Genomic DNA, 19,227 nt, shown 5'->3' on the forward strand with positions numbered 1-19,227 from the left:
TCACAAGGAGAACGGGATGAAAAAGCATCTGCACAGCAATTTGCAAAAGACCGCCGAGCAACTCAGCCACTGGCTGACGGCCAAGGGATATGACGTTCGCACCAGTCGGGTTTGCCATACCCCGCTGCTGGCGGTCACCGGGCCACTGCCCAAAGAGATGCAAGCGCGCGCCGTGTTGAGCCGTGAATGTCTGGCGGGCGTGGTGCGTGAAGTTGCCCTGGTGCGCTTTGGCGGCTGCCTGCTCCACTGGCGCCAAGAATCCTGAAACCGGCAAGGGGGATGAAATGAGCAAGATCCAGCTTGAGATAGAAGACGAGGCGCTGGCGCGGGTGGTGCTGCGCCAGTTACCCAAGTTTCTCGAATTCTGCAGCGCGACCCATCAGGAGGAGCTGGCGAGCGCGACAACAGAGCAGTACAGCGCCGTGATGTGCCCTCCGGTGCCTGGCAGCAACAAGATCCATTAAGGAGAAGCCCATGCAAGAAGCACAAACCGCCAGTACCACCCCGATGCGCCAGAACGCTCAGGGGCACTGGGTACCGGAAAGCCTGATCGCCCCGGCAGACAAGCTGCGCGATGAAGTGGTGCTGGCCATTATCGCTGCTGCCCGCGAGCAGCGCGCACAGCTGGCTGCCTTCAAGATTGGCGCCATGCAACAGATCGCCGACTTTGTTGATCTCTCCGCAGAGCAGTACGGCGTGGCATGGGGCGGTACCAAGGGCAACGTGACCCTGCTCAGTTTTGATGGCCGTTACAAGCTTATTCGGGCGGTGGGGGAGCACCGCAAATTTGATGAACGGATCCAGGCCGCCAAAGCGCTGATTGACCAGTGCATCGCCCGCTGGAGCGATGGCGCTAGCAGCGAGATCCGAGCCCTGGTAGACCATGCCTTTCGGGTATCCAAGAGCGGTCATATCGACGTAAATCAGGTGCTCTCCCTGCGCCAGCTCAATATCGATGACCCGGATTGGCTGTTGGCCATGCAAGCTGCTGTCGATGCCATCCAGGTGACCGGTACCAGCCAATATCTGCGGCTCTATGAGCGTGACGCCCACGGGCGTTACATCCAGATGAGCCTGGATCTGGCCAAGTTGTGAAGGAGGAATACGCGGTGGAAATCAACGTGGAAAAAGCCGAAGAGCAACTGCTGCTCTGTGAGCAGATCACCGAAACCGAGGGCACCTGTTACCCCGACGACACCTATGAAGATGGCATCAAGGCAGCCCTGCTCTGGGTGCTGGGGCTGGGGCCTGCCCCCCTCAATGCCGAGGAGTATCAAGGGGTGACGCCACTGCAGTTCGAGTAATGGCCCGCTGCGAAACAGGGCGGCAATGCCGCCTTGTCTACCCGGTGTGGTGGCCGGGTACTGATGAGCAACCAAACGATCTGGGCCCAGGTCTTCACCGTCTTGATACAAGGAGCACGGCGATGACCAAAACAGAGATGGATATTCGGCTTACCAAGATATTCAGCAGCGCAGCCATTGCACTGGTTGCGGCTGAGAAACGGGCTGTGTGCAAACAGCTCAAGCAGTTTGATAAAGAGGCGCGCGCCCGTGGCTTTCATGCACTGGCCGGAGAAGCCTGCCAGATGCGCTGGCAACTGGTGGCCGAACTGCAGCAGGCCAAATCGGCCAGAGATGGTGGTGGGGTACACGGAACAGGGGATCGCCATGGCCATCTATAGCCCCCTGCTGGCCCCCCATATTCTGGCTCGCCGCCTGCAAAGCGGTCGGGCCTGCATCACCGAACTGGGGCTGGAGCAGCGCTGCCCCCGTTGTGGCGAGTTCTGGCCATGGGATACCGAGTTTTTCGGTGTGGCGAGCGATGCCACTCGGCTCTCCAGCTGGTGTCGGGGGTGCCTCAATGAGCACTACCAACAGCTGAGAGTGGCCGGGCAGCACCATGACAGCAAGGCAGAACGGGGAGGGGATAGGTGATGGATAAACGCAGCAGACTGATCCGGTTGGTACAGGTAGGGCGCCGTGCGTTGGCGCTCGAGGATGAGAGTTACCGCGACTTGCTGGCCAGCCACACCGGCAAGCGCAGCGCCGCCCTGTTGAGCGAACAGGAGCTGGAACAGGTGTTGGCAGCTTTCAAGGCGGCGGGCTTTATTCCCAAGCCTGCTCGCCATGCAGCCAACAGACGATTAAGTCCTGCGGCCGGTAGCCACATCAGGGTCAATGAAATTGCCAAGATCAGGGCCATCTGGTGTGAGATGGCCCGCCTTGGCATCATCAGGGATGGTTCGGAAACCGCATTAAACCACTGGGTGCAACGGATGACGGCCCGTTTAAACGGTGGGGTAGGGGTGGCCGAGGTGGGCTGGTTGGATGCGCCTCTGGCTGTCAAAGTGCTGGAGGCGCTGAAGAAGTGGTCTGCAAGATAATATATTTACCTTTAAGAAAGCCCCGCGATGCGGGGCTGCATTTTACCAAGCCTATATCACGATGTGAGGGAGCATCTTAAGCTGTGTATCCAGCTCCTGATGAATGGCTCTGTAGTCAGTCATTATCTCGGTCTCAACCAGCTTTGCTCTCTCTTTTTCTTGGCCATAAATCAAATACATCATTTCTGGCATACCATAGCGCAGCAGCGTTAAAACGAGTGGCCAGCTAATAGATAAGGGGTTGCTGGTCACTGTCACTTTGCCTGCATTGATCACACCGGCCACACCATGTGCAATCAGCAGCTGGCGACGAAGTTGCGGATGCGCTGCATTGGGAAATGCCTCGGCCAGTGTCGCTCCTGCATTGAGCTTTCTCACCATAAAGCCAAGCCGAACAATCAATTCACTGATCGCCAATGGCACTGATGCCGCAATGAAATGACGCAGGTCATATCCACTGCGATACATCTGTCTTGCAACTTCTGCGATGGTGTAGCCTTGCTTTCCTATCGTTCCGAATTGAAAGAAAGAGAGAAGGGGCATCAGGGGGGCGGGCAGGCCTGCTGATGTTGCTACATCTGATGCCAGATGACCGCCAACTTTTCTGATGGCCTCCAGGAGCCTAATAATAAAATGCTCCCCCTCCAGTAATGGCGCAGCAGTTTGTTGGACAATCACGTTGCCAAACTTATCAATGGCAGTAAATTCACCGCACAACACATCTTTGACCCCAAAAATGAAACCTAGGATGGGGTCATGTCCCAATGATTGGTAACGATGGGTGCGAGGGCCCAATCCAGCAACCGCTTCTTCCAGACCTTTGCTAGTTGAGGGATCGAAAGAGACTTTGTACAACCCCTCAAGCTCTTTGATCTTTTCTGGTGGCAGAACTTCGCCAAAAAGCTCCTTGACCTTGTTGGATAGCCATCCCCCTTCCGAAGCAGGGCTACCCAAAAACCCCGGATGTGCGGGCACCTGGACAAGAAAGATATCGATAAGCCCGGAGAGGATGCCCGCAGAAACAGCCAGTGCAACATCGTATCGATCAAGGCTGCCGAGCCAACCCAGGTGCTCACCGAGTTTCTGATGTTTTGCCAATACAGCATCAATTTCCGCTGGCGTCAGTACATCATTAAAATCGACCTCAGCAGGTATTGCTTGTTTAGCCTCTGCAAGGATTTCTTCCCATGATTTTGTCCTGACAGGGGTAATTACGTGCAAAGAGTTTGACGTGCTGGAGTCCTTTACCGGTAATGCCTTACCCAAGCGTCGGAGCAAGGCTTCACTGGAGTTGATCGCAGCATCAAGGCTATGACGCTGTTCATCATGTTCGGAGCCCAGTTGATCAAGCATTTGCTTGTGATGAACTGCAACCCTCAATCCATCGGTGAGATAATCACCCTTGTCATTGCTCATCAGGCAGCCACCTTCAAGTCACCCTCAAGGTCAATGATGATTGATTGCAGGAGTGTGTTGAGTTTGGTCAGATAGTCTGCCCTTGCTTTGTTGTCGTCTGAGGATTTGCGCAGTTCTGAAATGATGGCGTTCTGCTTTTTCATCGCTTCTTGCAGCAACATCTCTTTCTTTTCTTTCAACTTGCGTTTGTTACGTTGTGATACGAAAGCGTAAGCGCCAACACCCAGCAGCACGGCAGGTGCCGCCAGAACAGCTACACCTGCAGCCATACCGCCACCCACGAGGCCACCTGCTGCAGCCAGACCAGAGGTAATGCCAGCAGCGGAGAGACCAGTTACGCCGCCGAAATAAAGACCTGCAAACCCAATACCCGCACCGGCACCGACACCGCCAGCGGCAGCCAGCACTTCCTTGATATCATCACTGTCAGAATCAATTCGTTCCTTATCGTTTAAGGCTTTGTCCACTTCCCCGAGTACCTTTACGACCGGTGCCAAAGATTCCAGATTTTTATAGATAGCTTCCTTACTCATTACATATCTCCATATGGCTACAAAAAAACACGCAGAGAAGTAATGTATACCCAATTCATACCTGTTCAATGGCAAATTGATGACATTGTTAATTCGGTCACGGTAAGGGACTCACACATGGCAGTTGATTCCATGGTGGCTGGCTGCAGTGCAACTAATGTGCGCATAAAATGGCCTGTGTTCTAATCGGCGCACCGCTTTTTCTGTTTTGCCGGGGGAGTCATGGAACAGAATCAGGATCTCTTTGCCGATGATCACGCCTCACTGGGGCAACTGGTCGATCGCCTCGACCAGATCCCTGCCTCCGAATTGACGGCCAAATGGCCCAAAGCCCTGGCCGAATTGGTCGATGTGCTGGCCTGCGAGTTGGTCAGAGGGGGGATGGAGCCGGATCTGGCCAAGGCTCAGGCCCGCAAGTTGGCGCTGGTACAGGCCCATTACATGGGGGGCCGAGCCTACTACCTCCCTACCGGGGAACATCTCAAGGCTGCACTGCGGGACAGAGCCATCTGGGATGAGTTCAATGGGCGGAATATTGATGTGCTGGCTCGGCGAAGGTTTCAACCTGATTTGTTTGATCGTCAATAGCCCACAGGCTCTTTGAAGATCTTCATCAGAATCTAACTTGGTTTCGGGGCGTCTCGGCAGCATTTGCGATAACTTTTGTAGTTGTTCGAATGAGATCTATGTAGAATCCTCGCCTATTCTTAGTTGTCTTTACCCCAGAGGGTACTGTACAACAGATACAAACTAGTCTCCCAATCATCTGATCGTATAGGTCTTATGGCAGCACCACTCCCCAAAACATCAGAACTGCACACTACTTTGACAGCATACATTGATGCAGGGCAAATCATGCCTGAATGGGAAGCTGCAAAGATTAAGCGTGAGATTCGCTCTATTGAAAATCCTGTAGCATCCTTACAGCTTACAGCGCTGTGTTTTGGTGCAATGGGTAAAGAGGATGATGCGATTGAGTCCTTCAGTGTAGCGATGGAGAGATTTTACGAACCTCGTGTAGGTATCAATTTCTGTACCTATCTAAAGCGGATTGGCCGCAATACTGACTTTCTTCAACATGCATACTTGTTTGCAGAACAGTTTGAGGACCCGGATCTGGTACAAACAGCTTGGGAGTCGGCCAAAGTGATGTTTGATGATGCGAAGGTTCGCACTTTCTCACGCAAACTTCGCAAGTATTATCCCAATGAACATGGGGAAAATATCGTAACAACTTCAGAGGCCTTCATCGGTCGCTTACAAAATTTAGAAGCTGAACTCGGCGTGAAAGCGGCAGATATACATCGCTTATCAGAGGCTTGTCTTCGTATTGCTACCAAGTATAGGAAGTCTATAAATAGCTCTGGGCTTGGTGTAGGTGAAGGATTAGCTATGGTCTGTTTCGAAGTCGACCGTTGTGAGCCTGATGTTGTCTCTGATATGAATTATGATTTAGCCATGGAAGTTGCTGAGCTAGACAATTTATTAGATATTCCTGCAACAGCTTGGTTTCGTTGTGCTGCTCGGTAGAATAGGGGGAGTTAAGTGTCTGTATTGAGTAAAAACTTTCTCGATTTTGCCATTGATTCCGCCAAAAGAGCCGATGAAATTGGATACAGAAATGCTGTAGCTCGCTCATATTACGCAATCTTTCATGAAGCCCAGGAAAAAATGGTTTCGCTTCCAAATTACAGTGCACATGCACATGACGGTCTTATTCAATACCTTAAAAATCCTGCTAAAGATGAGCCTTATGATAAAGCAGTATTGCGAGGTTTGGCAGCGATGCTTCAGCAGCAGAAAGGGAAAAGAGTCATTGCCGATTACTACTTGAATCGTGATGTGAGTGAAAGTGATGCTCTTGAGAGTATCAAAACTGCTGAGCGTTTTTTCCTTAAATGCCAGGAAATGAGTGAAAAATGTGAGCGCTTAGTGAGGTGAAATTCCTCATTTTTTAAGGTTGCTTGCTAGCTGTAACCCACCATAAACCCATGCCATAGAGGCCCCTCGGTACGCTGCTGATAACGCAGTTCACCGAGGGGCCTTTATGTTATCACTCGCACTTAAATGGCTGCTTCGTCCCGATGTGGAAGGGGGCGAAGTCAACCATCCCGCCGACCGTGGTGGTCATACCAAGTACGGCATCGCCGATGCCGCCGATGGCAAGAAGGACGGCATGGCCGACCTCGATCGGGATGGGGTACCCGATATCGCTATCGGTGATCTGACCCCCGCCCATACCGAGCCATTTTACCGCCAGAACTACTGGGCTCCCGCCCGCTGTGACCTGATTGCGAGCTTAAGCCCGGCCCTTTCTATCGCCGTGTTTGATGCAGCGGTGCATCACGGGCCGAAACGCGCCATCCAACAGCTGCAGCAGGTCTTGGGGGTGATGGCAGATGGCCGCCTTGGCCCGGTGTCGATTGGTAGGCTCAAACAGCAACTGGGCGCCAAGGGCGAAGGCCCGTTCCTGCTGGCGCTGATGATGCAGCGGGCCAGCTTCATGCACGGCATTGTGCGCAAAGACCCGAGTCAATGGGCCAATGCCGATGGCTGGATCAACCGGCTGCTGCGTCTGCAGAGCTACCTCCTTTCCGACGTGGTTGGCGAGGTGGTGGCATGAGCGTGCTGACCATCAAGCAACAGAAGGCGGCGGCCGCGATCCAGGCTGCGGGCTGCTTTGGCATTCCTGAGCTCAAGAACCCCCGTTACCTCGCTTGCTTCAAGGATGGGCGCAAAGCCCATCTCAAGGCCGCTCTGGCCAATCAGATCGCTGACCCGAAGGCGATCCCGCTCTATAGCCACCACCAGACCCGTCAATCCCTGTTTGAGAAAGGCTGGCGTTCGGTGACCGAACTGGATCGCCTGCGGGCCCGTGCCCGTCATTGCCAACCTCCGTTATTTCACCCCAAAAAGAAGGAAGTCCATCATGCCTGATTCCCTGTTACCTCAAGCGAAGTCTGCCTTTAAAAGCCGCACCGTGATCGGTGGTGTGATTGCCGTGGGGGCCGGTATTGCGGGTCTGTTCGGTGTGCCGGTCGATGCGGGTACCCAAGCCAGCTTGGCATCCACTCTGGTGGATCTGGCCAGTGCGGTGGGTGGCCTGCTCGCCATCTGGGGCCGCATCAAGGCGACTCATACCGTCCGTTAGAACACTGTATGAGCCTGTTCCAGTAGGCGTGATTGGCGCAGCCAGTTTGGTCTCTGACAGCGCGCAGAAACCGCAGCGTACACGCAGTACGTGAGGCTTTCGAGCACTGCCCAGGGCCAAAATGGCAAGTGAAATAGCCTAATGGGATGGGCTCCGGGAGAGGTCATGTGACAGACCATATAGACCGTGCCCAGCTGGCCGATGCCGATCGGACTGGGCGCATTATCGAAGCCCACCAGAACAGGGCAAGGCCACACGGCGATGGTATCTGCTGCGATTGTGACGAAGCCATCCCGACCTCCCGCCTTGCAGCCGAGCCTGGTGCCGAGCGCTGTATCGAGTGCCAGACCCTGTATGAGCGCAAGGAGGCTACCCGTGTGGGATTTCATCGTTAAGAACTGGGGGCCTCTTTATGCATTGGCCAGTTTGGTTGGGCTGGTGGTCATCATCTTGCTCTCCAAGACCTACGCCAAGCGCGAAGACCTCACTGCTCTGGTGCAGAGAGTGCAGCGGGTTGAGCAGGTACTGGCTGATCTGCCGAGCGAGCGTGAGCTGCACAAGCTGCAGTTGGAGATCAGCGAGCTGCGGGGGGAGTTGCGGGAGGTGAAGCCGGAGCTGCGCCAAGCCCGCCGCCTTGCCGATCTGCTGTTGGAAAATGAGCTCGCCGCCGTACAGAAGGAGAAGCCATGAGCATTCAACAAATATTGGACGCGCAGCAGCGGCTGGTGATCCTGCGCTCCCTGCTGGATATCGGTGGTGCCGCCAACGAGTCAATCCTCAATGACTGCCTCGACCAGCTGGGTACCGGTCGGGTGACGCGGGATCGGGTGAAGACCCTGCTGGCCTGGCTGGAAGAGCAGGGGCTGGTACGCATCGAGCGACTGGCCACTGTGCAGGTGGCTCACCTGACCGGTCGGGGGCAGGACGCGGCAGAGGGCCGTGCAACGGTGCCCGGCGTCAAGAAGCCCAGGGCGGAGGATTGACCATGGCCGATAAACCGACCCGAGGCCGCGCCAGCAAGGTATGGCTGCTGCCTGAGTCCATCCGCAACGCGCTCAACGAGATGCTGCGGGATAAGGGCAACAGTCAGGCCGCCATCCTGGATGAGATCAACGGCCTGATCGAGGAGGCTGGGCTGCCCGATGATCTCAAGCTCTCCCGCTCCGGGTTGAGCCGTCATGCCAGCCAGGTTGAACAGGTCGGCCAGCACCTGCGGGATTTGCGTGAAACCACGGCTGCCTTAACCTCCCAGCTTGGTGACAAGCCGATGGGGGAGACCACCAAGCTTATTCTGGAGCTGGGCCGTTCCCAGCTGTTCAAGGCGATGCTGGCTCAGGTGCAGAACCCGGAGGAGGCGGTGGATATCGACATGCTGAAAAACGCCATGCTGGCGGCCCAGCGGCTCGAATCGACCGCCATGCAGAGTCATAAGCGGGAGAAGGAGATCCGCCAGGCATTTGCCGAAGAGATAGCAGCCAAGACCGAAGCCATTGTGACTCAGGCGGGCTTGAGTGGTGAAGCCGCCGCCGAGATACGTCGCGAAATCCTGGGGATTGCCTGATGACTGCCATTGCTCAGACCCCTATCGCCCAACAGTTGGCCCAGACCTTGGGTACCGAATACAACCCCGACGAGGTGTTGCTGCCGTACCAGCGGATCTGGATTGCCGACGAGAGCCCGCTCAAGATCGCCGAGAAGAGCCGCCGTACCGGTATCACCTGGGCGGAGGCTGCTGATGCTGCTCTGACGGCCGCCAAGACCAAGACGGCCGGGGGTTGCCACCACTTCTATGTGGGTAGCAACAAGGAGATGGCCCGCGAGTTTATCGATGCGGTAGCGATGTGGGCCAAGGCGTACAACAAGGCAGCCGGTGAGATCCAGGAGGAGGTATTCACCGACGACGAGGATAAGGCGATCCTCACCTTCGTGGTCTATTTCGCCTCGGGTTTCAAGGTGCAGGCGCTCTCCAGCAACCCCTCCAACCTGCGGGGGATGCAGGGCAATGTGACCATCGACGAGGCTGCTTTCCACGACCGACTGGCCGAGGTGTTGAAGGCCGCCATGGCGCTGACCATGTGGGGCGCCAAGGTGCGCTTGATCAGTACCCATAACGGCGTCGATAACCTGTTTAACCAGCTCATCAACGACAGCCGAGCGGGCCGCAAAGAGTATTCCATCCATACCATCAGCCTGGACGATGCTTGCCGCCAGGGGCTCTATCGCCGGATCTGCCAGGTCAAGGGCGGCCTTTGGACACAGGAAGCAGAGGACGCCTGGAAGGCGGGGCTGCTCAAGGCCACCGCCACCGAAGAGGATGCCCTTGAGGAGTATTTCTGCGTACCCAAGCAGAGCAGCGGCGTCTATATCAAGCGCACCCTGATCGAGCGGGCGATGCAACCGGATATCCCTATCCTGCGCTTTACCGCCCCCAAAGACTTCGAGCTCTCGAGCGAGGAGACCCGCAAGGCAGTGGTGGATATCTGGTGCGAGGAGAACCTTAAGCCCTGTCTGGAAGCGCTCGATCGCAGTTGTCGCCATGTGCTGGGAGAAGATTTCGCCCGCAAAGGGGACTTGTCGGTGTTCGTGCCGCTCTCCATCGCTACCAATTTGCGCAAACAGGTGCCCTTTGTGGTGGAGCTGGTCAATGCCCCTTATGAGAGCCAACGCCAGATCCTGTTCTACCTGCTGATTGGGCTGCACCGTTTCACTGCGGCGGCCTTCGATGCCACCGGTAACGGCGGCTATCTGGCAGAGGCTGCCCGCTTGCGTTGGGGTGCCGGGATGATTGAGTGCGTAATGCTCAATGACCCTTGGTATCGGGAGTGGATGCCCAAGCTCAAGGCAGAGTTTGAGGATGGCAACCTGACCATCCCGCGCCATGCAGACGTGCAGGATGACTTGGGGAAAATCCAGGTCATCAATGGCATTCCCAAGATCGACAAGGGCCGCTCTCTTTCCAAACACGCCGGCCAAGGGGGTCAACAGCGTCACGGTGACTTTGCGGTGGCGCTGGCCATGGCGGTGCGAGCCAGCTGGATGGAGGGGGGCGCTATCGAGTTCACCCCACTGCCCAACAAGCGCGATGAAGCAAGGGGCGATAACCATCATTCGTTCGAGAGAGGGGCCTGGTAATGGGCAGGATCATCGATATCAACGGCAATCCCCTGCGGCTTGAAAAGGATCCGCAGACCGAGAACTCGGCGGCGCTTGCCCAGTTGCGCCGTCACTACAGCGAACACCCCACGGTGGGGCTTACCCCGAGCAGAGCGGCAGCCGCATTGAAGGAGGCAGAACAGGGCAACCTGATCGCCCAGTGCGAGCTGGCCGAAGACATGGAGGAGAAAGACGCCCACCTGCAGAGTGAACTCGGCAAACGTCGCCGCGCTCTGCTGGGGGTGAGCTGGACAATCGAGCCGCCCCGCAACGCGGCCCCGGCCGAGAAGCGCGATGCCGAGCTTATCCGGGAGCTGCTGGAGGACTTCACCTGGTTGGATGATGCCATCTTTGACGCCACCGACGGGATCCTCAAGGGGTTCAGTGCCCAGGAGTTCAGCGGCTGGGAGATGGTCGAGGGGCTGCAGATCCCCAAGGGCATCGTCTGGCGCGACCCTGCCTGGTTCCAGACCCACCCCGACGATCGCAATCAGCTGCGCTTGCGAGACGGCAGCCAGGCAGGGGTTGCCCTCAACCCCTTTGGCTGGCTGCTGCACAAGGCCAAGTCAAAATCGGGGTATCTGGCCCGCACCGGCCTTGTCCGTACCCTGATCTGGCCGTTTCTGTTCAAGAACTACAGCGTGCGGGATCTTGCCGAGTTTCTGGAGATCTACGGCCTGCCGGTGCGCCTTGGCAAATACCCGGAAGGGGCGACCGAGAAAGAGAAGGCTACCCTGCTGCAGGCGGTGCTCTCCATCGGTCATAACGCTGGGGGCATTATCCCGCGCGGGATGGAGATTGAGTTCCAAAACGCCGCCAGCGGTCAGGCCGATCCCTTTGTGGTGATGATGGAGTGGTGCGAGCGCTCCATGAGCAAGGCCATTCTGGGGGGCACCTTGACCTCGCAGGCCGACGGCAAGAGCTCGACCAATGCTCTGGGTAATGTCCATAACGAGGTGCGTCAGGAGGTACGGGATGCAGATCTCCGCCAGCTGGCCGCCACCCTGACCCGCGATCTGGTCTATCCCCTCTATGCCCTGAACGGCAAGAGCTATCAGGGGCCGCGCCGTAGCCCCCGGTTGGAGTTTGATGTGACCGAGCCGGAGGATATCTGCCGTTATGCCGACAGCCTGCCCAAGCTGGCCGCCTGCGGCATGCGCATCCCGCTCGACTGGGCTCACAAGAAGATGCAGATCCCGCAGGCTGAACCCGATGAGCCGCAACTGGTCGCTGCTACGTCGGCCAGCAAACCGCCAGCTGATAAAGGGGAGGGGTGATGGCGGTGGCTGTTATTAGCGACCGATCTTCTTTAGCCCCCGCTCTTCTTTAGCCCCCTCTCCCCTTGCGGGAGAGGGTTGGGGTGAGGGGGCGGTAACGTCAGTTTGTCGTTGGCACAACAAGCAGCAGGGGGAATCAGATGGCAAATAACGAGAGTGCGCTCAATATGGTGGGGTTGGTGGAGGCGAGCGACTATCTGGCCAGCTTGCTGGCACGGCTCGCTGCACTGGAGCAGGGGAACGGTGTGGCGGCGGTCAGCGCTTTGCCAGAATTGCTGGCTGCCCAGCCCGATCCCCGCTCTCTCTACTTCGGTACGCCCATGGTATACGGTGCCGCCCAACAGTTCGGCCGTCCCGAGATCAACCTGCCAGAGCGCCGTGCTCTGGGGCTGTCAGAAGGGGATAAACAGAGTGTGTTGGATATGTTGAGCCTTTATTTGGATATGTCGAACCAGCACAATTAACCTGATACATTTAATCATCATTGGTGTTGTTGTTATAACAAAGCTGAATAATCCCTGTACGGTGCTTATGTGAGTCTGCACTTTTCATTTTAATTACTTTCTTGCTATTGCATTATTAGGCGGCGATTAATTGTTGTGGGGCGCCATTTTAATGCAAAAAATATTATTCTTGTTTGTCTGTATGTTGAGTTTGGCGGGGTGTGCTCAAATTCAGCACTATAAGGATTACTCAAAAGCATTTCATCAACCTCAGACTGTGTATGTAGGTGGTGAAATCTATGCAGTAAACAAGACTCGCGATTTGCCAAATGTATTTGGCAAAGCTGACATCTATGGTGGGAAAGTCCAAGAAGGCATGTCAGAGTTGCGCTTTATGGGATTTGACTCTGACGGTATGGCAGTCTTGAGATTTACAGATGTAAAAATCCAATCCAATGAGAGTGTATTCACCAGATATGGTAGGAATAGTGTTGTGGCAAACACTAATTCATTTTCAACGCTCAATGTAAATAATTACAGTGCCGTTGGTACAACAAATAGCAATACTGTTGTAACGCAATATCAAAAACCAGAGGCACAAATATATGCACTACCACCTAATACTGCAGAGTTTAAATTTAATCCTGCAGATAAAAAGTTAAAGATGGATGGTGTAACCATTGAGATTATTGAAGTTGGTAGTAACTCAATGTCTTACAGATTGTCAGAGTCTTAATCTCTTTGGCAAAGCAAGCATAATATGTGAGATGTGGTAGGCATCGAACATTAAATGGGCTCCCCATGGGAGCCCTGTTTGGACTGCGCGCTTGTGATGCGCCATGCTGCGTTGGTATCACCCGCCAGGGTGGGTGGTCAGCCTGATAGCAAGGTGTTGGCCATTGGCGCGGTTAAACAGCCTTAAACACCATTGGTTTTGTTCCCCTTGACCTTGCTGGTGATCCCTTTAGGAAACCAGCCGCCTTTACCCACCCGCGCCCGCACCTTTTTCTGATACAGCTCAGGGGATAGCACCTTGGGCGTTTTGTGGCGGGTGCCGTTGCAGTGCCGACAGGCGGCCACGATATTGGTGGTCTGGTTCGAGCCACCTTCGCCGCGTGGTTGCAGATGTTCCCCTGTGCACTGCAATAGCCGGGCTTCGGCAGGGGTGAGGCGGTATTGCTGCATCAGTGCGGCAGGGGAGGCTTCCCACATCGGCAGTCCGCAATAGAAGCAGTGAAAGGATTGACGAACGGCAGCCTGATGGCGTTGTTTGGCGATGTTACCCATGGTCGTGACCTCAATAAGGTTGATATTGAAGTCCGTGACGGTATGGATTGGAGAATGGCCGGGCGGACTTCGGTTCAAGTTGAAGTCCCGTCGGCCTGTATAGGCTCAGAGCGGGTACTGACCGGCACAACCGGATCAGCCTTACACCGCTCACCTTACGATACAGCGGCAGTCAATTGATAGCGTGGTTTTAGATTGCTGTAAAGTGAACAATTCAGGGTATGAGATTTTATCGTTTAGTTTATTGGTATTCATTTTGGTTTTTTCCCATAGGGACAGTAGTTTTTCCTTCAATCTGCTTTCCATAAGCGACTAGCATCACCTCAAAAAGCTCTGTAATGTCGGAAAAGTGAACAAATGGAACAAAGAGATATTTTTGTCGTTTTCTGATAACTCCTGCTTGTGAGCTTAACGAACGTTTCAATCCAGGTATAAAAAACTCTATTACAAACCCTTCGTAAATGAAACAAATTGAGCCTTCCCTTATTAATGGGGCAAGAATTATATCTTTTAAATTAGATAAGCTAAAACCTCCAGTTGGAGTTTTATCTATTAGCCTGCTCAATTTTACAGAGATCTGGCATGTTGGTATTTGTGAATTATTTATAAGGGCTTGTCGTAATATTTCTTTAATTGATGGCTCTATATATACGTTAGAGTGGTTGGGATGCCCTGAACATGCCATGCGCCATAGTATGGAGAGAAAGTACATGTTCATCTTTTGTAGGTTTAACCCTGAAAACATAATACCTGCTTCCGTTTTGTTGTACTTCCCAATTTTTCCCCTTAATACATCTAAACCGTATTTTTCATAATTATCATTTAATAGTGCCTCGCAATTTCTGCACAGCATGTGTTCAGCCCAACTATCACTGCTATATTTATTTTCTTCATGAATGTCATTGGATAATAAAATAGCTTTTCCCGAACTTTTTCTTGATATTCTTTTGAATACGGCATTGCCAATTGCATGTGACACTTGTAATTTTGATTGGTTTTTGCATAACCGACATTTTTCACTTTCGTTCATAGTAAGTACCAGAATCAGAAAATACATATTGGTGTTTGATAAAAATATTAAAATAAAATTTCTTGTATATCAATATGTTATGCTTTTGGGGTGTGTGAAATGTATTCTAAGCCACCATAAACCCCATCCCCCTTCATGCCGCCGCACTATGGCGGCATGAACATATCCAAGACCCCATACTCCGCGCCCTTCGTGGCCATCCTCCAAGCCAACCCCGTCAGTGGGGAGCGGCTGGCGGTGCTCGATGCGCAGCTCACCCCCCAAGGCGATGGCTGGTACCAGCTGCTGCCGGTCGGCCCGTTCAAGGCCCGTGATGGTCGTCCGTTCGATGTGGCGAGTGGTCACTGGCAACTGGACGGGCAAATCGCTGCTGCCCTGATTGCTCGAGCCAAAGCCCTTGGGCAAGACATCCTGATCGATTACGACCACCAGACCCTCAAGACTGACCAGAACGGCCAGCCAGCCCCTGCGGCCGGTTGGTACAACAGTGACGAGATTGCATGGCGCGAAGGGCAGGGGCTCTTTATCAAGCCGCGCTGGACGGAGCGGGCTGCCGCCCTGGTGGCTGCCAAAGAGTACCGATTCCTGTCTGCCGTCTTTCCCTATGACGCCCAGGGCCGCCCGCTGGAACTGCGGATGACCGCCATTACCAATGACCCCGGTGTGGTGGGCATGCAGGCGCTTGCCGCTTTGAGTGCGTTACCCGCTTCAAGCCTTATGTCTACCCAACCCGGCCAGCTGGCCACCTCATCCCATGTTGCACAACAGGAGAAATCCATGAACGAACACCTGATCGCGCTGCTTGGCAAACTCGGCATCCAGCCGGGTGCCGATGGCCAGTTTACTGCCGAGCAGGGGATTGCCGCTCTGGCTGCTCTGGATACCCTGCAGGCCATTGCCAAAAAGGCGCCGGAGCTGGAGGCAGCTCTCACTGCTGAGCGCACCTCGCTGGCTGCGCTCAAGGCGACCGTCTCCACAGTGCAGGGTGGCCAGATTGACCTGGCCAAGTATGTACCGGTGGAGACCTATAACGCCCTGGTGACGGAAGTCGCCACCTTGAGCGCCAAGGTTGAGACCACGGATACCGCGACCTTGATCAAGGACGCCCGTACCCAGGGCAAGGTGGTGGCAGCAGAAGAGGAGTATTTGACCGCCTATGCCGCCCAGAAGGGGGTGGCTGCCCTCAAGGCGTTGCTGGAGCCCCGTCCGGCGATTGCCGCCCTGGCCGCCAGCCAGACCACTCAGGTGACCCTGCCCGAGAAGAAGGGAGAGGCAGTGCTCTCGGCGGATGACAAGTATGCCGCCGATCAACTCGGTATCAGTTACGAAGAGTTTGCCAAGGCAAAAGGCCGGTAGGTTCGCTTAGCCGCGTAGCGGCGTAATCGGACGAACGCGACCGCCAGACCAACCTGTTTAACCAGAGAAGGAACACCCGTATGGCCATTGTTACTCCCGCGCTGTTGCAGGCCCTCTTCACCGGCTTCAAGAAGAACTTTGAAGACGCCAAGGGTGAAGCACCTGCCCAGTACACCAAGATCGCCACCGTGATCAAATCGACCACCAAGTCCAACACCTATGGCTGGCTGGGCAAGTTTCCCAGTCTGCGCAAGTGGGTCGGTGATCGGGTGATCGAGTCGATGAAGGCGCACGGTTACCAGATCGTCAACGAAGACTTCGAGGCCACCGTGGCGGTCGATCGCAACGATATCGAAGATGACGAGCTGGGTATCTATGCCCCCCTGTTTCAAGAGATGGGCCTGGCGGCGGGGATCCACCCCGACGAGCTCTGCTTTGGTCTGCTGGGCGCTGGCTTCACCACACCTTGCTATGACGGCCAGTATTTCTTCGACACCGAGCACCCTGTCTATCCCAAGGCCGATGGCACCGGTACCCCTGTTCTGAGCGCCAACGTGGTGGTGGATGCCGGTTATCAGGGGGAGCCCTGGTTCCTGCTCGATACCAGCCGCGCCCTCAAGCCGGTCATCTTCCAGGATCGCAAGTCGCCGCAGCTGATTGCCATGACCAAGGTCGATGACGAAGCGGTATTCACCCGCAAGGAGTTCCGTTACGGGGTCGATTGCCGTGATGCCGCAGGCTTTGGTTTCTGGCAACTGGCCTTTGCCAACAAGCGGGCGCTGACCCCCGACAACCTGTGGGATTCCTTCTCCAAAATGCGGGAGTTTCAAGCCGATGGTGGCCGCAAGCTCGGGGTGAAGGCCACTCTGCTGGTGGTACCGCCCTCCCTTGAGAAGCTGGCGACCCAGATGCTGGAGCGAGAGCTGGCGAACAGCAGCAGCAACGAGCTGAAAGGCAAGTTGGAGCTGGTGGTGGCTGACTACCTCTAACCCTGTGTTGTGGCTGTTTAACCCTCGGTTTAAACAGCCTCTCTATCAGATTCGACGAGGACAACATGAGATGGAACAAGAGATGGAACTGGCTATTCGAGTGGGCATTTTTTGCCAAACAGGGTCAACAGTTCGTCAGGTCTATTTTCGCGCGGGCCTGCCGATTGTACCGGGCAAGTCTGAGATGGTTGTGTCGCCTGAGCAGTGCGCGACCCTGGAGAACGACCCGCGTCTGGTGGTCGTCAGGTTGGCTGAAGACGCCAGCCTTCAGGCAGGTGATGCACCATCGGCGCCTGGGGATCTGGACTCAACACTGGGCGTCCTGACCGGTTCGGGCTATCTGGCCGGTGTTGCCACCCAGAATAGTGACGCCACCCAAGCGGGCAAGGTCACGCAGCTGGCCGAGATGAAGGTCGATGAGCTGCGCGAGCTGGCGCTGCAGATGGGTATCCCGGAGGCGGCCAAGCTCAAAAAGGCCGAACTGGTGACGGCGATCGCGGCGACCGACATGCAATACCCGGTCAAGGATGAGCAGCCATCTGGCCAGAACGGAGAGCAGTGATATGTATGCCAGCGTCAATGACATGGTGCTCCGCTTTGGCGAGGCCGAGTTGCTGCGTCTGGCCATGACGCCGACCGGTGAGCTGGATCAGGCGGCTATCACCATCGCCCTGCAGGATGCAGGCGCCTTGATCGATGGCTATCTGGCGGGTCGCTATCCTTTGCCGCTGGCCCATATCCCGAGTGCCCTGGTACCTATCTGCGCCGATATTGCCCGTCACCGTCTCTATGGTGAACAGGCACCGGAGCAGATAGCCAAGCGCAACGAGGCGGCACTGGCCTTTCTGAAATCGGTTGGCAAGGGGGAGCTAGCGCTGGGGTTGGCATCCGATGGTGCCACCCTGGAGAGCCAGAACCTGGCTCAACTGCACTCGGATGGGCGCGTCTTTGGCCGGAGTCAGGGGCGAGACAAGGGGGGCTTTCTATGAGCCAACCCGCCAACCCGTCTGGCACCGAACTCGACTACCTGCAGGCGGGCGAGCGGCTGCGTGAGCTGTTGACCCCCCTCAAATCTGCGGGGCTCAAGGAGGTGTTTGTGGCCACCGATGTGGCAGCCATCGCCAATCTGGGCCAGCACAGTCCGGCGGTGCATGTGGTCTATCAGGGTGAACGTGAGAGCGAAGGCACTCAGTCAGGCCGGGCTAGCAGCTTTGATCAGCTCTGGTTGCTGGTGCTGGTGCATCGTGCCAGCCCCAGGGAGGTCAGTGCCGGAGTGTGGCTTGCCCGCATCCTGCAGGCCGTCAGTGGGCGAGCATGTGGTGACAGTACCTTTCGCCGGGTCACCCCACCGGTCAAACCCAGTTACAGCGGCGGTGCAGCCTATCTGCCGCTTGCCTTTACTACCCGAGTGAAATTCAAAGGAGAGCGATAATGAGCGAAACACTGCACCTGGAAGGGGATCTCTTTATCGAGACCTTTACCAACGGGGTCTCGGCCGGGGTGATTGGCCCCATCGATGTGGATAGCCTGGAAGTGAAACCCGACAGCCAGAAGATCTCCATTCCCAGCAAGCGCAAGGGGCAATATGGTCAGGCGCGGGAGAACTACCACATTCCCAAGCCTGCCATGGTCACCATCAAGACCACCGAGATCCCGCCTGTGCTGCTGGCCGCCGCCTTTATGGGTCTGGAGAGCCCCATCAATCAGGGGGCCGGGACGCTGACTGATCTGCCGGTTGTTCTGCCCGCCTGGCCGAAGTGGGCACAGCTCGGCAAAAGCAATATTGCGTCAACCGGTCTGGCCATCAAGGAAGGGGTCACCGCGCTGGTGGTGGGTACCGATATCGAGGTCAACTATGCGCTCGGGCTGGTGCGGGCGGTGAAAGGTAGCTCGGTAGCCGATGGTGGCAGCCTGACGGTCAGCGGTACCTATAACGCGGTGACCGGTACCCGCATTGCGGGCAACATCCAGCCGGAGATCAAGGCTCGGCTGCTGCTTGATGGCCGCAGCATCGTTAGCGGCGAGGCCATCAAATTGACGGTGCCCCGTGCCAGCTTGTCCCCCAAGAAGGCGGTGGACTTTATGAGCGACAAGCCCATCGAGATCGAGCTGGAGGGGGAGTTGCTGGCCGTGGATGGCGAGACCGCCCCCTTCTATGTGGATCGGCCGGTGACGGTGTGACGTTTGATTGAAGAACGGCGGGGGG

Annotated in this window: 31 protein-coding genes and 1 other RNA gene; 28 read left to right on the plus strand and 4 right to left on the minus strand. The window is 55.7% G+C overall.

What is annotated here, in order from left to right; genetic code table 11:
* Window positions 1-16: 16 nt before the first annotated feature.
* The 8 genes from BN1139_RS08475 to BN1139_RS08505 all read left to right on the plus strand — a co-directional run bounded on the left by BN1139_RS08475 (window position 17) and on the right by BN1139_RS08505 (window position 2,386).
* Complete coding sequence (locus tag BN1139_RS08475) at window positions 17-265, plus strand: hypothetical protein (RefSeq protein WP_005353401.1); 249 nt, start codon at window positions 17-19, stop codon at window positions 263-265.
* A gap of 19 nt (window positions 266-284) precedes the next feature.
* Complete coding sequence (locus BN1139_RS08480) at window positions 285-464, plus strand: hypothetical protein (protein ID WP_005353400.1); 180 nt, start codon at window positions 285-287, stop codon at window positions 462-464.
* Window positions 465-474: 10 nt separating this feature from the next.
* Window positions 475-1,095: a DUF3164 family protein gene (locus tag BN1139_RS08485; RefSeq protein ID WP_005353399.1), complete on the plus strand. Its 621-nt coding sequence runs from the start codon at window positions 475-477 to the stop codon at window positions 1,093-1,095.
* Between the two features lie 14 nt (window positions 1,096-1,109).
* Window positions 1,110-1,304 (plus strand): hypothetical protein, encoded by a 195-nt coding sequence (locus BN1139_RS08490; RefSeq protein WP_005353397.1) that lies wholly within the window; start codon window positions 1,110-1,112, stop codon window positions 1,302-1,304.
* 7 nt (window positions 1,305-1,311) lie between these two features.
* Window positions 1,312-1,381: hammerhead ribozyme type II (locus BN1139_RS20935), an RNA gene on the plus strand.
* 45 nt (window positions 1,382-1,426) lie between these two features.
* Window positions 1,427-1,684 carry a hypothetical protein gene (locus BN1139_RS08495; protein WP_005353395.1) on the plus strand — a complete coding sequence of 86 codons (258 nt, stop codon included), beginning with the start codon at window positions 1,427-1,429 and terminating at the stop codon, window positions 1,682-1,684.
* The gene (locus BN1139_RS08500; protein WP_013723579.1) at window positions 1,671-1,937 is read left to right on the plus strand and encodes a hypothetical protein; all 267 of its coding nucleotides are present in this window, start codon (window positions 1,671-1,673) and stop codon (window positions 1,935-1,937) included. Before BN1139_RS08495 ends, BN1139_RS08500 begins: the two co-directional genes overlap by 14 nt.
* The gene (locus BN1139_RS08505; RefSeq protein WP_005353390.1) at window positions 1,937-2,386 is read left to right on the plus strand and encodes a gp16 family protein; all 450 of its coding nucleotides are present in this window, start codon (window positions 1,937-1,939) and stop codon (window positions 2,384-2,386) included. The genes BN1139_RS08500 and BN1139_RS08505 overlap by 1 nt, the downstream gene beginning before the upstream one ends.
* Window positions 2,387-2,437: 51 nt before the next feature.
* Here BN1139_RS08505 and BN1139_RS08510 read toward each other — a convergent pair whose 3' ends face one another.
* The gene (locus tag BN1139_RS08510; protein ID WP_005353388.1) at window positions 2,438-3,802 is read right to left on the minus strand and encodes a hypothetical protein; all 1,365 of its coding nucleotides are present in this window, start codon (window positions 3,800-3,802) and stop codon (window positions 2,438-2,440) included.
* Window positions 3,802-4,335: a hypothetical protein gene (locus BN1139_RS08515; RefSeq protein ID WP_005353386.1), complete on the minus strand. Its 534-nt coding sequence runs from the start codon at window positions 4,333-4,335 to the stop codon at window positions 3,802-3,804. The genes BN1139_RS08510 and BN1139_RS08515 overlap by 1 nt, the downstream gene beginning before the upstream one ends.
* 222 nt (window positions 4,336-4,557) lie before the next feature.
* Between BN1139_RS08515 and BN1139_RS08520 the strand changes: the two genes are divergently transcribed.
* From BN1139_RS08520 to BN1139_RS20945, 14 genes are all read left to right on the plus strand, one after another.
* Window positions 4,558-4,923, plus strand: a complete 366-nt coding sequence (locus BN1139_RS08520; RefSeq protein WP_005353384.1) for a Mor transcription activator family protein — start codon at window positions 4,558-4,560, stop codon at window positions 4,921-4,923.
* A 195-nt stretch (window positions 4,924-5,118) separates the two neighbouring features.
* Window positions 5,119-5,865: a hypothetical protein gene (locus BN1139_RS08525; RefSeq protein ID WP_143231912.1), complete on the plus strand. Its 747-nt coding sequence runs from the start codon at window positions 5,119-5,121 to the stop codon at window positions 5,863-5,865.
* 15 nt (window positions 5,866-5,880) lie between these two features.
* Window positions 5,881-6,276 (plus strand): hypothetical protein, encoded by a 396-nt coding sequence (locus BN1139_RS08530; protein WP_041202725.1) that lies wholly within the window; start codon window positions 5,881-5,883, stop codon window positions 6,274-6,276.
* A gap of 106 nt (window positions 6,277-6,382) precedes the next feature.
* On the plus strand, window positions 6,383-6,958 hold the full coding sequence (locus BN1139_RS08535; RefSeq protein ID WP_005353376.1) for a glycoside hydrolase family 108 protein: 576 nt from the start codon (window positions 6,383-6,385) through the stop codon (window positions 6,956-6,958).
* Window positions 6,955-7,272, plus strand: a complete 318-nt coding sequence (locus BN1139_RS08540; RefSeq protein WP_005353375.1) for a hypothetical protein — start codon at window positions 6,955-6,957, stop codon at window positions 7,270-7,272. The genes BN1139_RS08535 and BN1139_RS08540 overlap by 4 nt, the downstream gene beginning before the upstream one ends.
* Window positions 7,265-7,486, plus strand: a complete 222-nt coding sequence (locus BN1139_RS08545) for a hypothetical protein (RefSeq protein ID WP_005353373.1) — start codon at window positions 7,265-7,267, stop codon at window positions 7,484-7,486. The genes BN1139_RS08540 and BN1139_RS08545 overlap by 8 nt, the downstream gene beginning before the upstream one ends.
* A gap of 167 nt (window positions 7,487-7,653) precedes the next feature.
* Window positions 7,654-7,881, plus strand: coding sequence for a TraR/DksA C4-type zinc finger protein (locus BN1139_RS20940; protein WP_005353371.1), 228 nt, complete (start codon window positions 7,654-7,656; stop codon window positions 7,879-7,881).
* Window positions 7,862-8,176, plus strand: coding sequence for a DUF2730 family protein (locus BN1139_RS08555; RefSeq protein ID WP_005345918.1), 315 nt, complete (start codon window positions 7,862-7,864; stop codon window positions 8,174-8,176). Before BN1139_RS20940 ends, BN1139_RS08555 begins: the two co-directional genes overlap by 20 nt.
* Window positions 8,173-8,469, plus strand: coding sequence for a VpaChn25_0724 family phage protein (locus BN1139_RS08560; protein ID WP_005345917.1), 297 nt, complete (start codon window positions 8,173-8,175; stop codon window positions 8,467-8,469). The genes BN1139_RS08555 and BN1139_RS08560 overlap by 4 nt, the downstream gene beginning before the upstream one ends.
* Before the next feature lie 2 nt (window positions 8,470-8,471).
* Window positions 8,472-9,047, plus strand: a complete 576-nt coding sequence (locus BN1139_RS08565) for a DUF3486 family protein (RefSeq protein WP_005353368.1) — start codon at window positions 8,472-8,474, stop codon at window positions 9,045-9,047.
* Window positions 9,047-10,618, plus strand: a complete 1,572-nt coding sequence (locus tag BN1139_RS08570) for a terminase large subunit domain-containing protein (protein WP_005353359.1) — start codon at window positions 9,047-9,049, stop codon at window positions 10,616-10,618. Before BN1139_RS08565 ends, BN1139_RS08570 begins: the two co-directional genes overlap by 1 nt.
* Window positions 10,618-11,916 carry a DUF935 domain-containing protein gene (locus BN1139_RS08575; RefSeq protein WP_005353357.1) on the plus strand — a complete coding sequence of 433 codons (1,299 nt, stop codon included), beginning with the start codon at window positions 10,618-10,620 and terminating at the stop codon, window positions 11,914-11,916. Before BN1139_RS08570 ends, BN1139_RS08575 begins: the two co-directional genes overlap by 1 nt.
* A gap of 140 nt (window positions 11,917-12,056) precedes the next feature.
* The gene (locus BN1139_RS08580) at window positions 12,057-12,380 is read left to right on the plus strand and encodes a phage virion morphogenesis protein (protein ID WP_005353356.1); all 324 of its coding nucleotides are present in this window, start codon (window positions 12,057-12,059) and stop codon (window positions 12,378-12,380) included.
* A 151-nt stretch (window positions 12,381-12,531) separates the two neighbouring features.
* Window positions 12,532-13,095 carry a hypothetical protein gene (locus BN1139_RS20945; RefSeq protein WP_074045153.1) on the plus strand — a complete coding sequence of 188 codons (564 nt, stop codon included), beginning with the start codon at window positions 12,532-12,534 and terminating at the stop codon, window positions 13,093-13,095.
* A 182-nt stretch (window positions 13,096-13,277) separates the two neighbouring features.
* On the opposite strand, the gene BN1139_RS08585 is transcribed toward BN1139_RS20945, so the two are convergent.
* A complete protein-coding gene (locus BN1139_RS08585) occupies window positions 13,278-13,724 on the minus strand; it encodes an HNH endonuclease (protein ID WP_232297619.1) in 447 nt (148 codons plus the stop codon).
* Window positions 13,725-13,887: 163 nt separating this feature from the next.
* Window positions 13,888-14,676 carry a hypothetical protein gene (locus tag BN1139_RS20950; protein ID WP_013723582.1) on the minus strand — a complete coding sequence of 263 codons (789 nt, stop codon included), beginning with the start codon at window positions 14,674-14,676 and terminating at the stop codon, window positions 13,888-13,890.
* 135 nt (window positions 14,677-14,811) lie between these two features.
* On the opposite strand from BN1139_RS20950, the gene BN1139_RS08590 reads away from it, so the two are divergent.
* From BN1139_RS08590 to BN1139_RS08615, 6 genes are all read left to right on the plus strand, one after another.
* The gene (locus BN1139_RS08590) at window positions 14,812-16,032 is read left to right on the plus strand and encodes a phage protease (protein WP_005353352.1); all 1,221 of its coding nucleotides are present in this window, start codon (window positions 14,812-14,814) and stop codon (window positions 16,030-16,032) included.
* 80 nt (window positions 16,033-16,112) lie between these two features.
* The gene (locus tag BN1139_RS08595; protein WP_005353349.1) at window positions 16,113-17,021 is read left to right on the plus strand and encodes a Mu-like prophage major head subunit gpT family protein; all 909 of its coding nucleotides are present in this window, start codon (window positions 16,113-16,115) and stop codon (window positions 17,019-17,021) included.
* Between the two features lie 70 nt (window positions 17,022-17,091).
* Window positions 17,092-17,583 (plus strand): Rho termination factor N-terminal domain-containing protein, encoded by a 492-nt coding sequence (locus tag BN1139_RS08600; RefSeq protein WP_005353347.1) that lies wholly within the window; start codon window positions 17,092-17,094, stop codon window positions 17,581-17,583.
* 1 nt (window position 17,584) lies between these two features.
* Window positions 17,585-18,010 carry a gp436 family protein gene (locus tag BN1139_RS08605; protein WP_005353345.1) on the plus strand — a complete coding sequence of 142 codons (426 nt, stop codon included), beginning with the start codon at window positions 17,585-17,587 and terminating at the stop codon, window positions 18,008-18,010.
* The gene (locus BN1139_RS08610; RefSeq protein ID WP_005353343.1) at window positions 18,007-18,453 is read left to right on the plus strand and encodes a phage tail terminator protein; all 447 of its coding nucleotides are present in this window, start codon (window positions 18,007-18,009) and stop codon (window positions 18,451-18,453) included. Before BN1139_RS08605 ends, BN1139_RS08610 begins: the two co-directional genes overlap by 4 nt.
* Entirely contained in the window at window positions 18,453-19,202 is a 750-nt protein-coding gene (locus BN1139_RS08615) for a phage tail tube protein (protein ID WP_005353340.1), read from the plus strand. The genes BN1139_RS08610 and BN1139_RS08615 overlap by 1 nt, the downstream gene beginning before the upstream one ends.
* The last annotated feature ends 25 nt before the right edge of the window (window positions 19,203-19,227 follow it).

It is taken from the genome of Aeromonas veronii bv. veronii (genome assembly GCF_000820225.1).
Classification (GTDB): Bacteria; Pseudomonadota; Gammaproteobacteria; order Enterobacterales; family Aeromonadaceae; genus Aeromonas; species Aeromonas veronii.

Excerpts from the sequence above, each read along its gene's own strand:
- BN1139_RS08475 (WP_005353401.1), top strand. The coding sequence starts at position 17 with ATGAAAAAGCATCTGCACAGCAATTTGCAAAAGACCGCCGAGCAACTC.
- BN1139_RS08480 (WP_005353400.1), top strand. The coding sequence starts at position 285 with ATGAGCAAGATCCAGCTTGAGATAGAAGACGAGGCGCTGGCGCGGGTG.
- BN1139_RS08485 (WP_005353399.1), top strand. The coding sequence starts at position 475 with ATGCAAGAAGCACAAACCGCCAGTACCACCCCGATGCGCCAGAACGCT.
- BN1139_RS08495 (WP_005353395.1), top strand. The coding sequence starts at position 1,427 with ATGACCAAAACAGAGATGGATATTCGGCTTACCAAGATATTCAGCAGC.
- BN1139_RS08500 (WP_013723579.1), top strand. The coding sequence starts at position 1,671 with ATGGCCATCTATAGCCCCCTGCTGGCCCCCCATATTCTGGCTCGCCGC.
- BN1139_RS08505 (WP_005353390.1), top strand. The coding sequence starts at position 1,937 with ATGGATAAACGCAGCAGACTGATCCGGTTGGTACAGGTAGGGCGCCGT.
- BN1139_RS08510 (WP_005353388.1), bottom strand. The coding sequence starts at position 3,802 with ATGAGCAATGACAAGGGTGATTATCTCACCGATGGATTGAGGGTTGCA.
- BN1139_RS08515 (WP_005353386.1), bottom strand. The coding sequence starts at position 4,335 with ATGAGTAAGGAAGCTATCTATAAAAATCTGGAATCTTTGGCACCGGTC.
- BN1139_RS08520 (WP_005353384.1), top strand. The coding sequence starts at position 4,558 with ATGGAACAGAATCAGGATCTCTTTGCCGATGATCACGCCTCACTGGGG.
- BN1139_RS08525 (WP_143231912.1), top strand. The coding sequence starts at position 5,119 with ATGGCAGCACCACTCCCCAAAACATCAGAACTGCACACTACTTTGACA.
- BN1139_RS08535 (WP_005353376.1), top strand. The coding sequence starts at position 6,383 with ATGTTATCACTCGCACTTAAATGGCTGCTTCGTCCCGATGTGGAAGGG.
- BN1139_RS08540 (WP_005353375.1), top strand. The coding sequence starts at position 6,955 with ATGAGCGTGCTGACCATCAAGCAACAGAAGGCGGCGGCCGCGATCCAG.
- BN1139_RS08545 (WP_005353373.1), top strand. The coding sequence starts at position 7,265 with ATGCCTGATTCCCTGTTACCTCAAGCGAAGTCTGCCTTTAAAAGCCGC.
- BN1139_RS08560 (WP_005345917.1), top strand. The coding sequence starts at position 8,173 with ATGAGCATTCAACAAATATTGGACGCGCAGCAGCGGCTGGTGATCCTG.
- BN1139_RS08565 (WP_005353368.1), top strand. The coding sequence starts at position 8,472 with ATGGCCGATAAACCGACCCGAGGCCGCGCCAGCAAGGTATGGCTGCTG.
- BN1139_RS08570 (WP_005353359.1), top strand. The coding sequence starts at position 9,047 with ATGACTGCCATTGCTCAGACCCCTATCGCCCAACAGTTGGCCCAGACC.
- BN1139_RS08575 (WP_005353357.1), top strand. The coding sequence starts at position 10,618 with ATGGGCAGGATCATCGATATCAACGGCAATCCCCTGCGGCTTGAAAAG.
- BN1139_RS08580 (WP_005353356.1), top strand. The coding sequence starts at position 12,057 with ATGGCAAATAACGAGAGTGCGCTCAATATGGTGGGGTTGGTGGAGGCG.
- BN1139_RS20945 (WP_074045153.1), top strand. The coding sequence starts at position 12,532 with ATGCAAAAAATATTATTCTTGTTTGTCTGTATGTTGAGTTTGGCGGGG.
- BN1139_RS20950 (WP_013723582.1), bottom strand. The coding sequence starts at position 14,676 with ATGAACGAAAGTGAAAAATGTCGGTTATGCAAAAACCAATCAAAATTA.
- BN1139_RS08590 (WP_005353352.1), top strand. The coding sequence starts at position 14,812 with ATGCCGCCGCACTATGGCGGCATGAACATATCCAAGACCCCATACTCC.
- BN1139_RS08595 (WP_005353349.1), top strand. The coding sequence starts at position 16,113 with ATGGCCATTGTTACTCCCGCGCTGTTGCAGGCCCTCTTCACCGGCTTC.
- BN1139_RS08600 (WP_005353347.1), top strand. The coding sequence starts at position 17,092 with ATGGAACAAGAGATGGAACTGGCTATTCGAGTGGGCATTTTTTGCCAA.
- BN1139_RS08605 (WP_005353345.1), top strand. The coding sequence starts at position 17,585 with ATGTATGCCAGCGTCAATGACATGGTGCTCCGCTTTGGCGAGGCCGAG.
- BN1139_RS08610 (WP_005353343.1), top strand. The coding sequence starts at position 18,007 with ATGAGCCAACCCGCCAACCCGTCTGGCACCGAACTCGACTACCTGCAG.
- BN1139_RS08615 (WP_005353340.1), top strand. The coding sequence starts at position 18,453 with ATGAGCGAAACACTGCACCTGGAAGGGGATCTCTTTATCGAGACCTTT.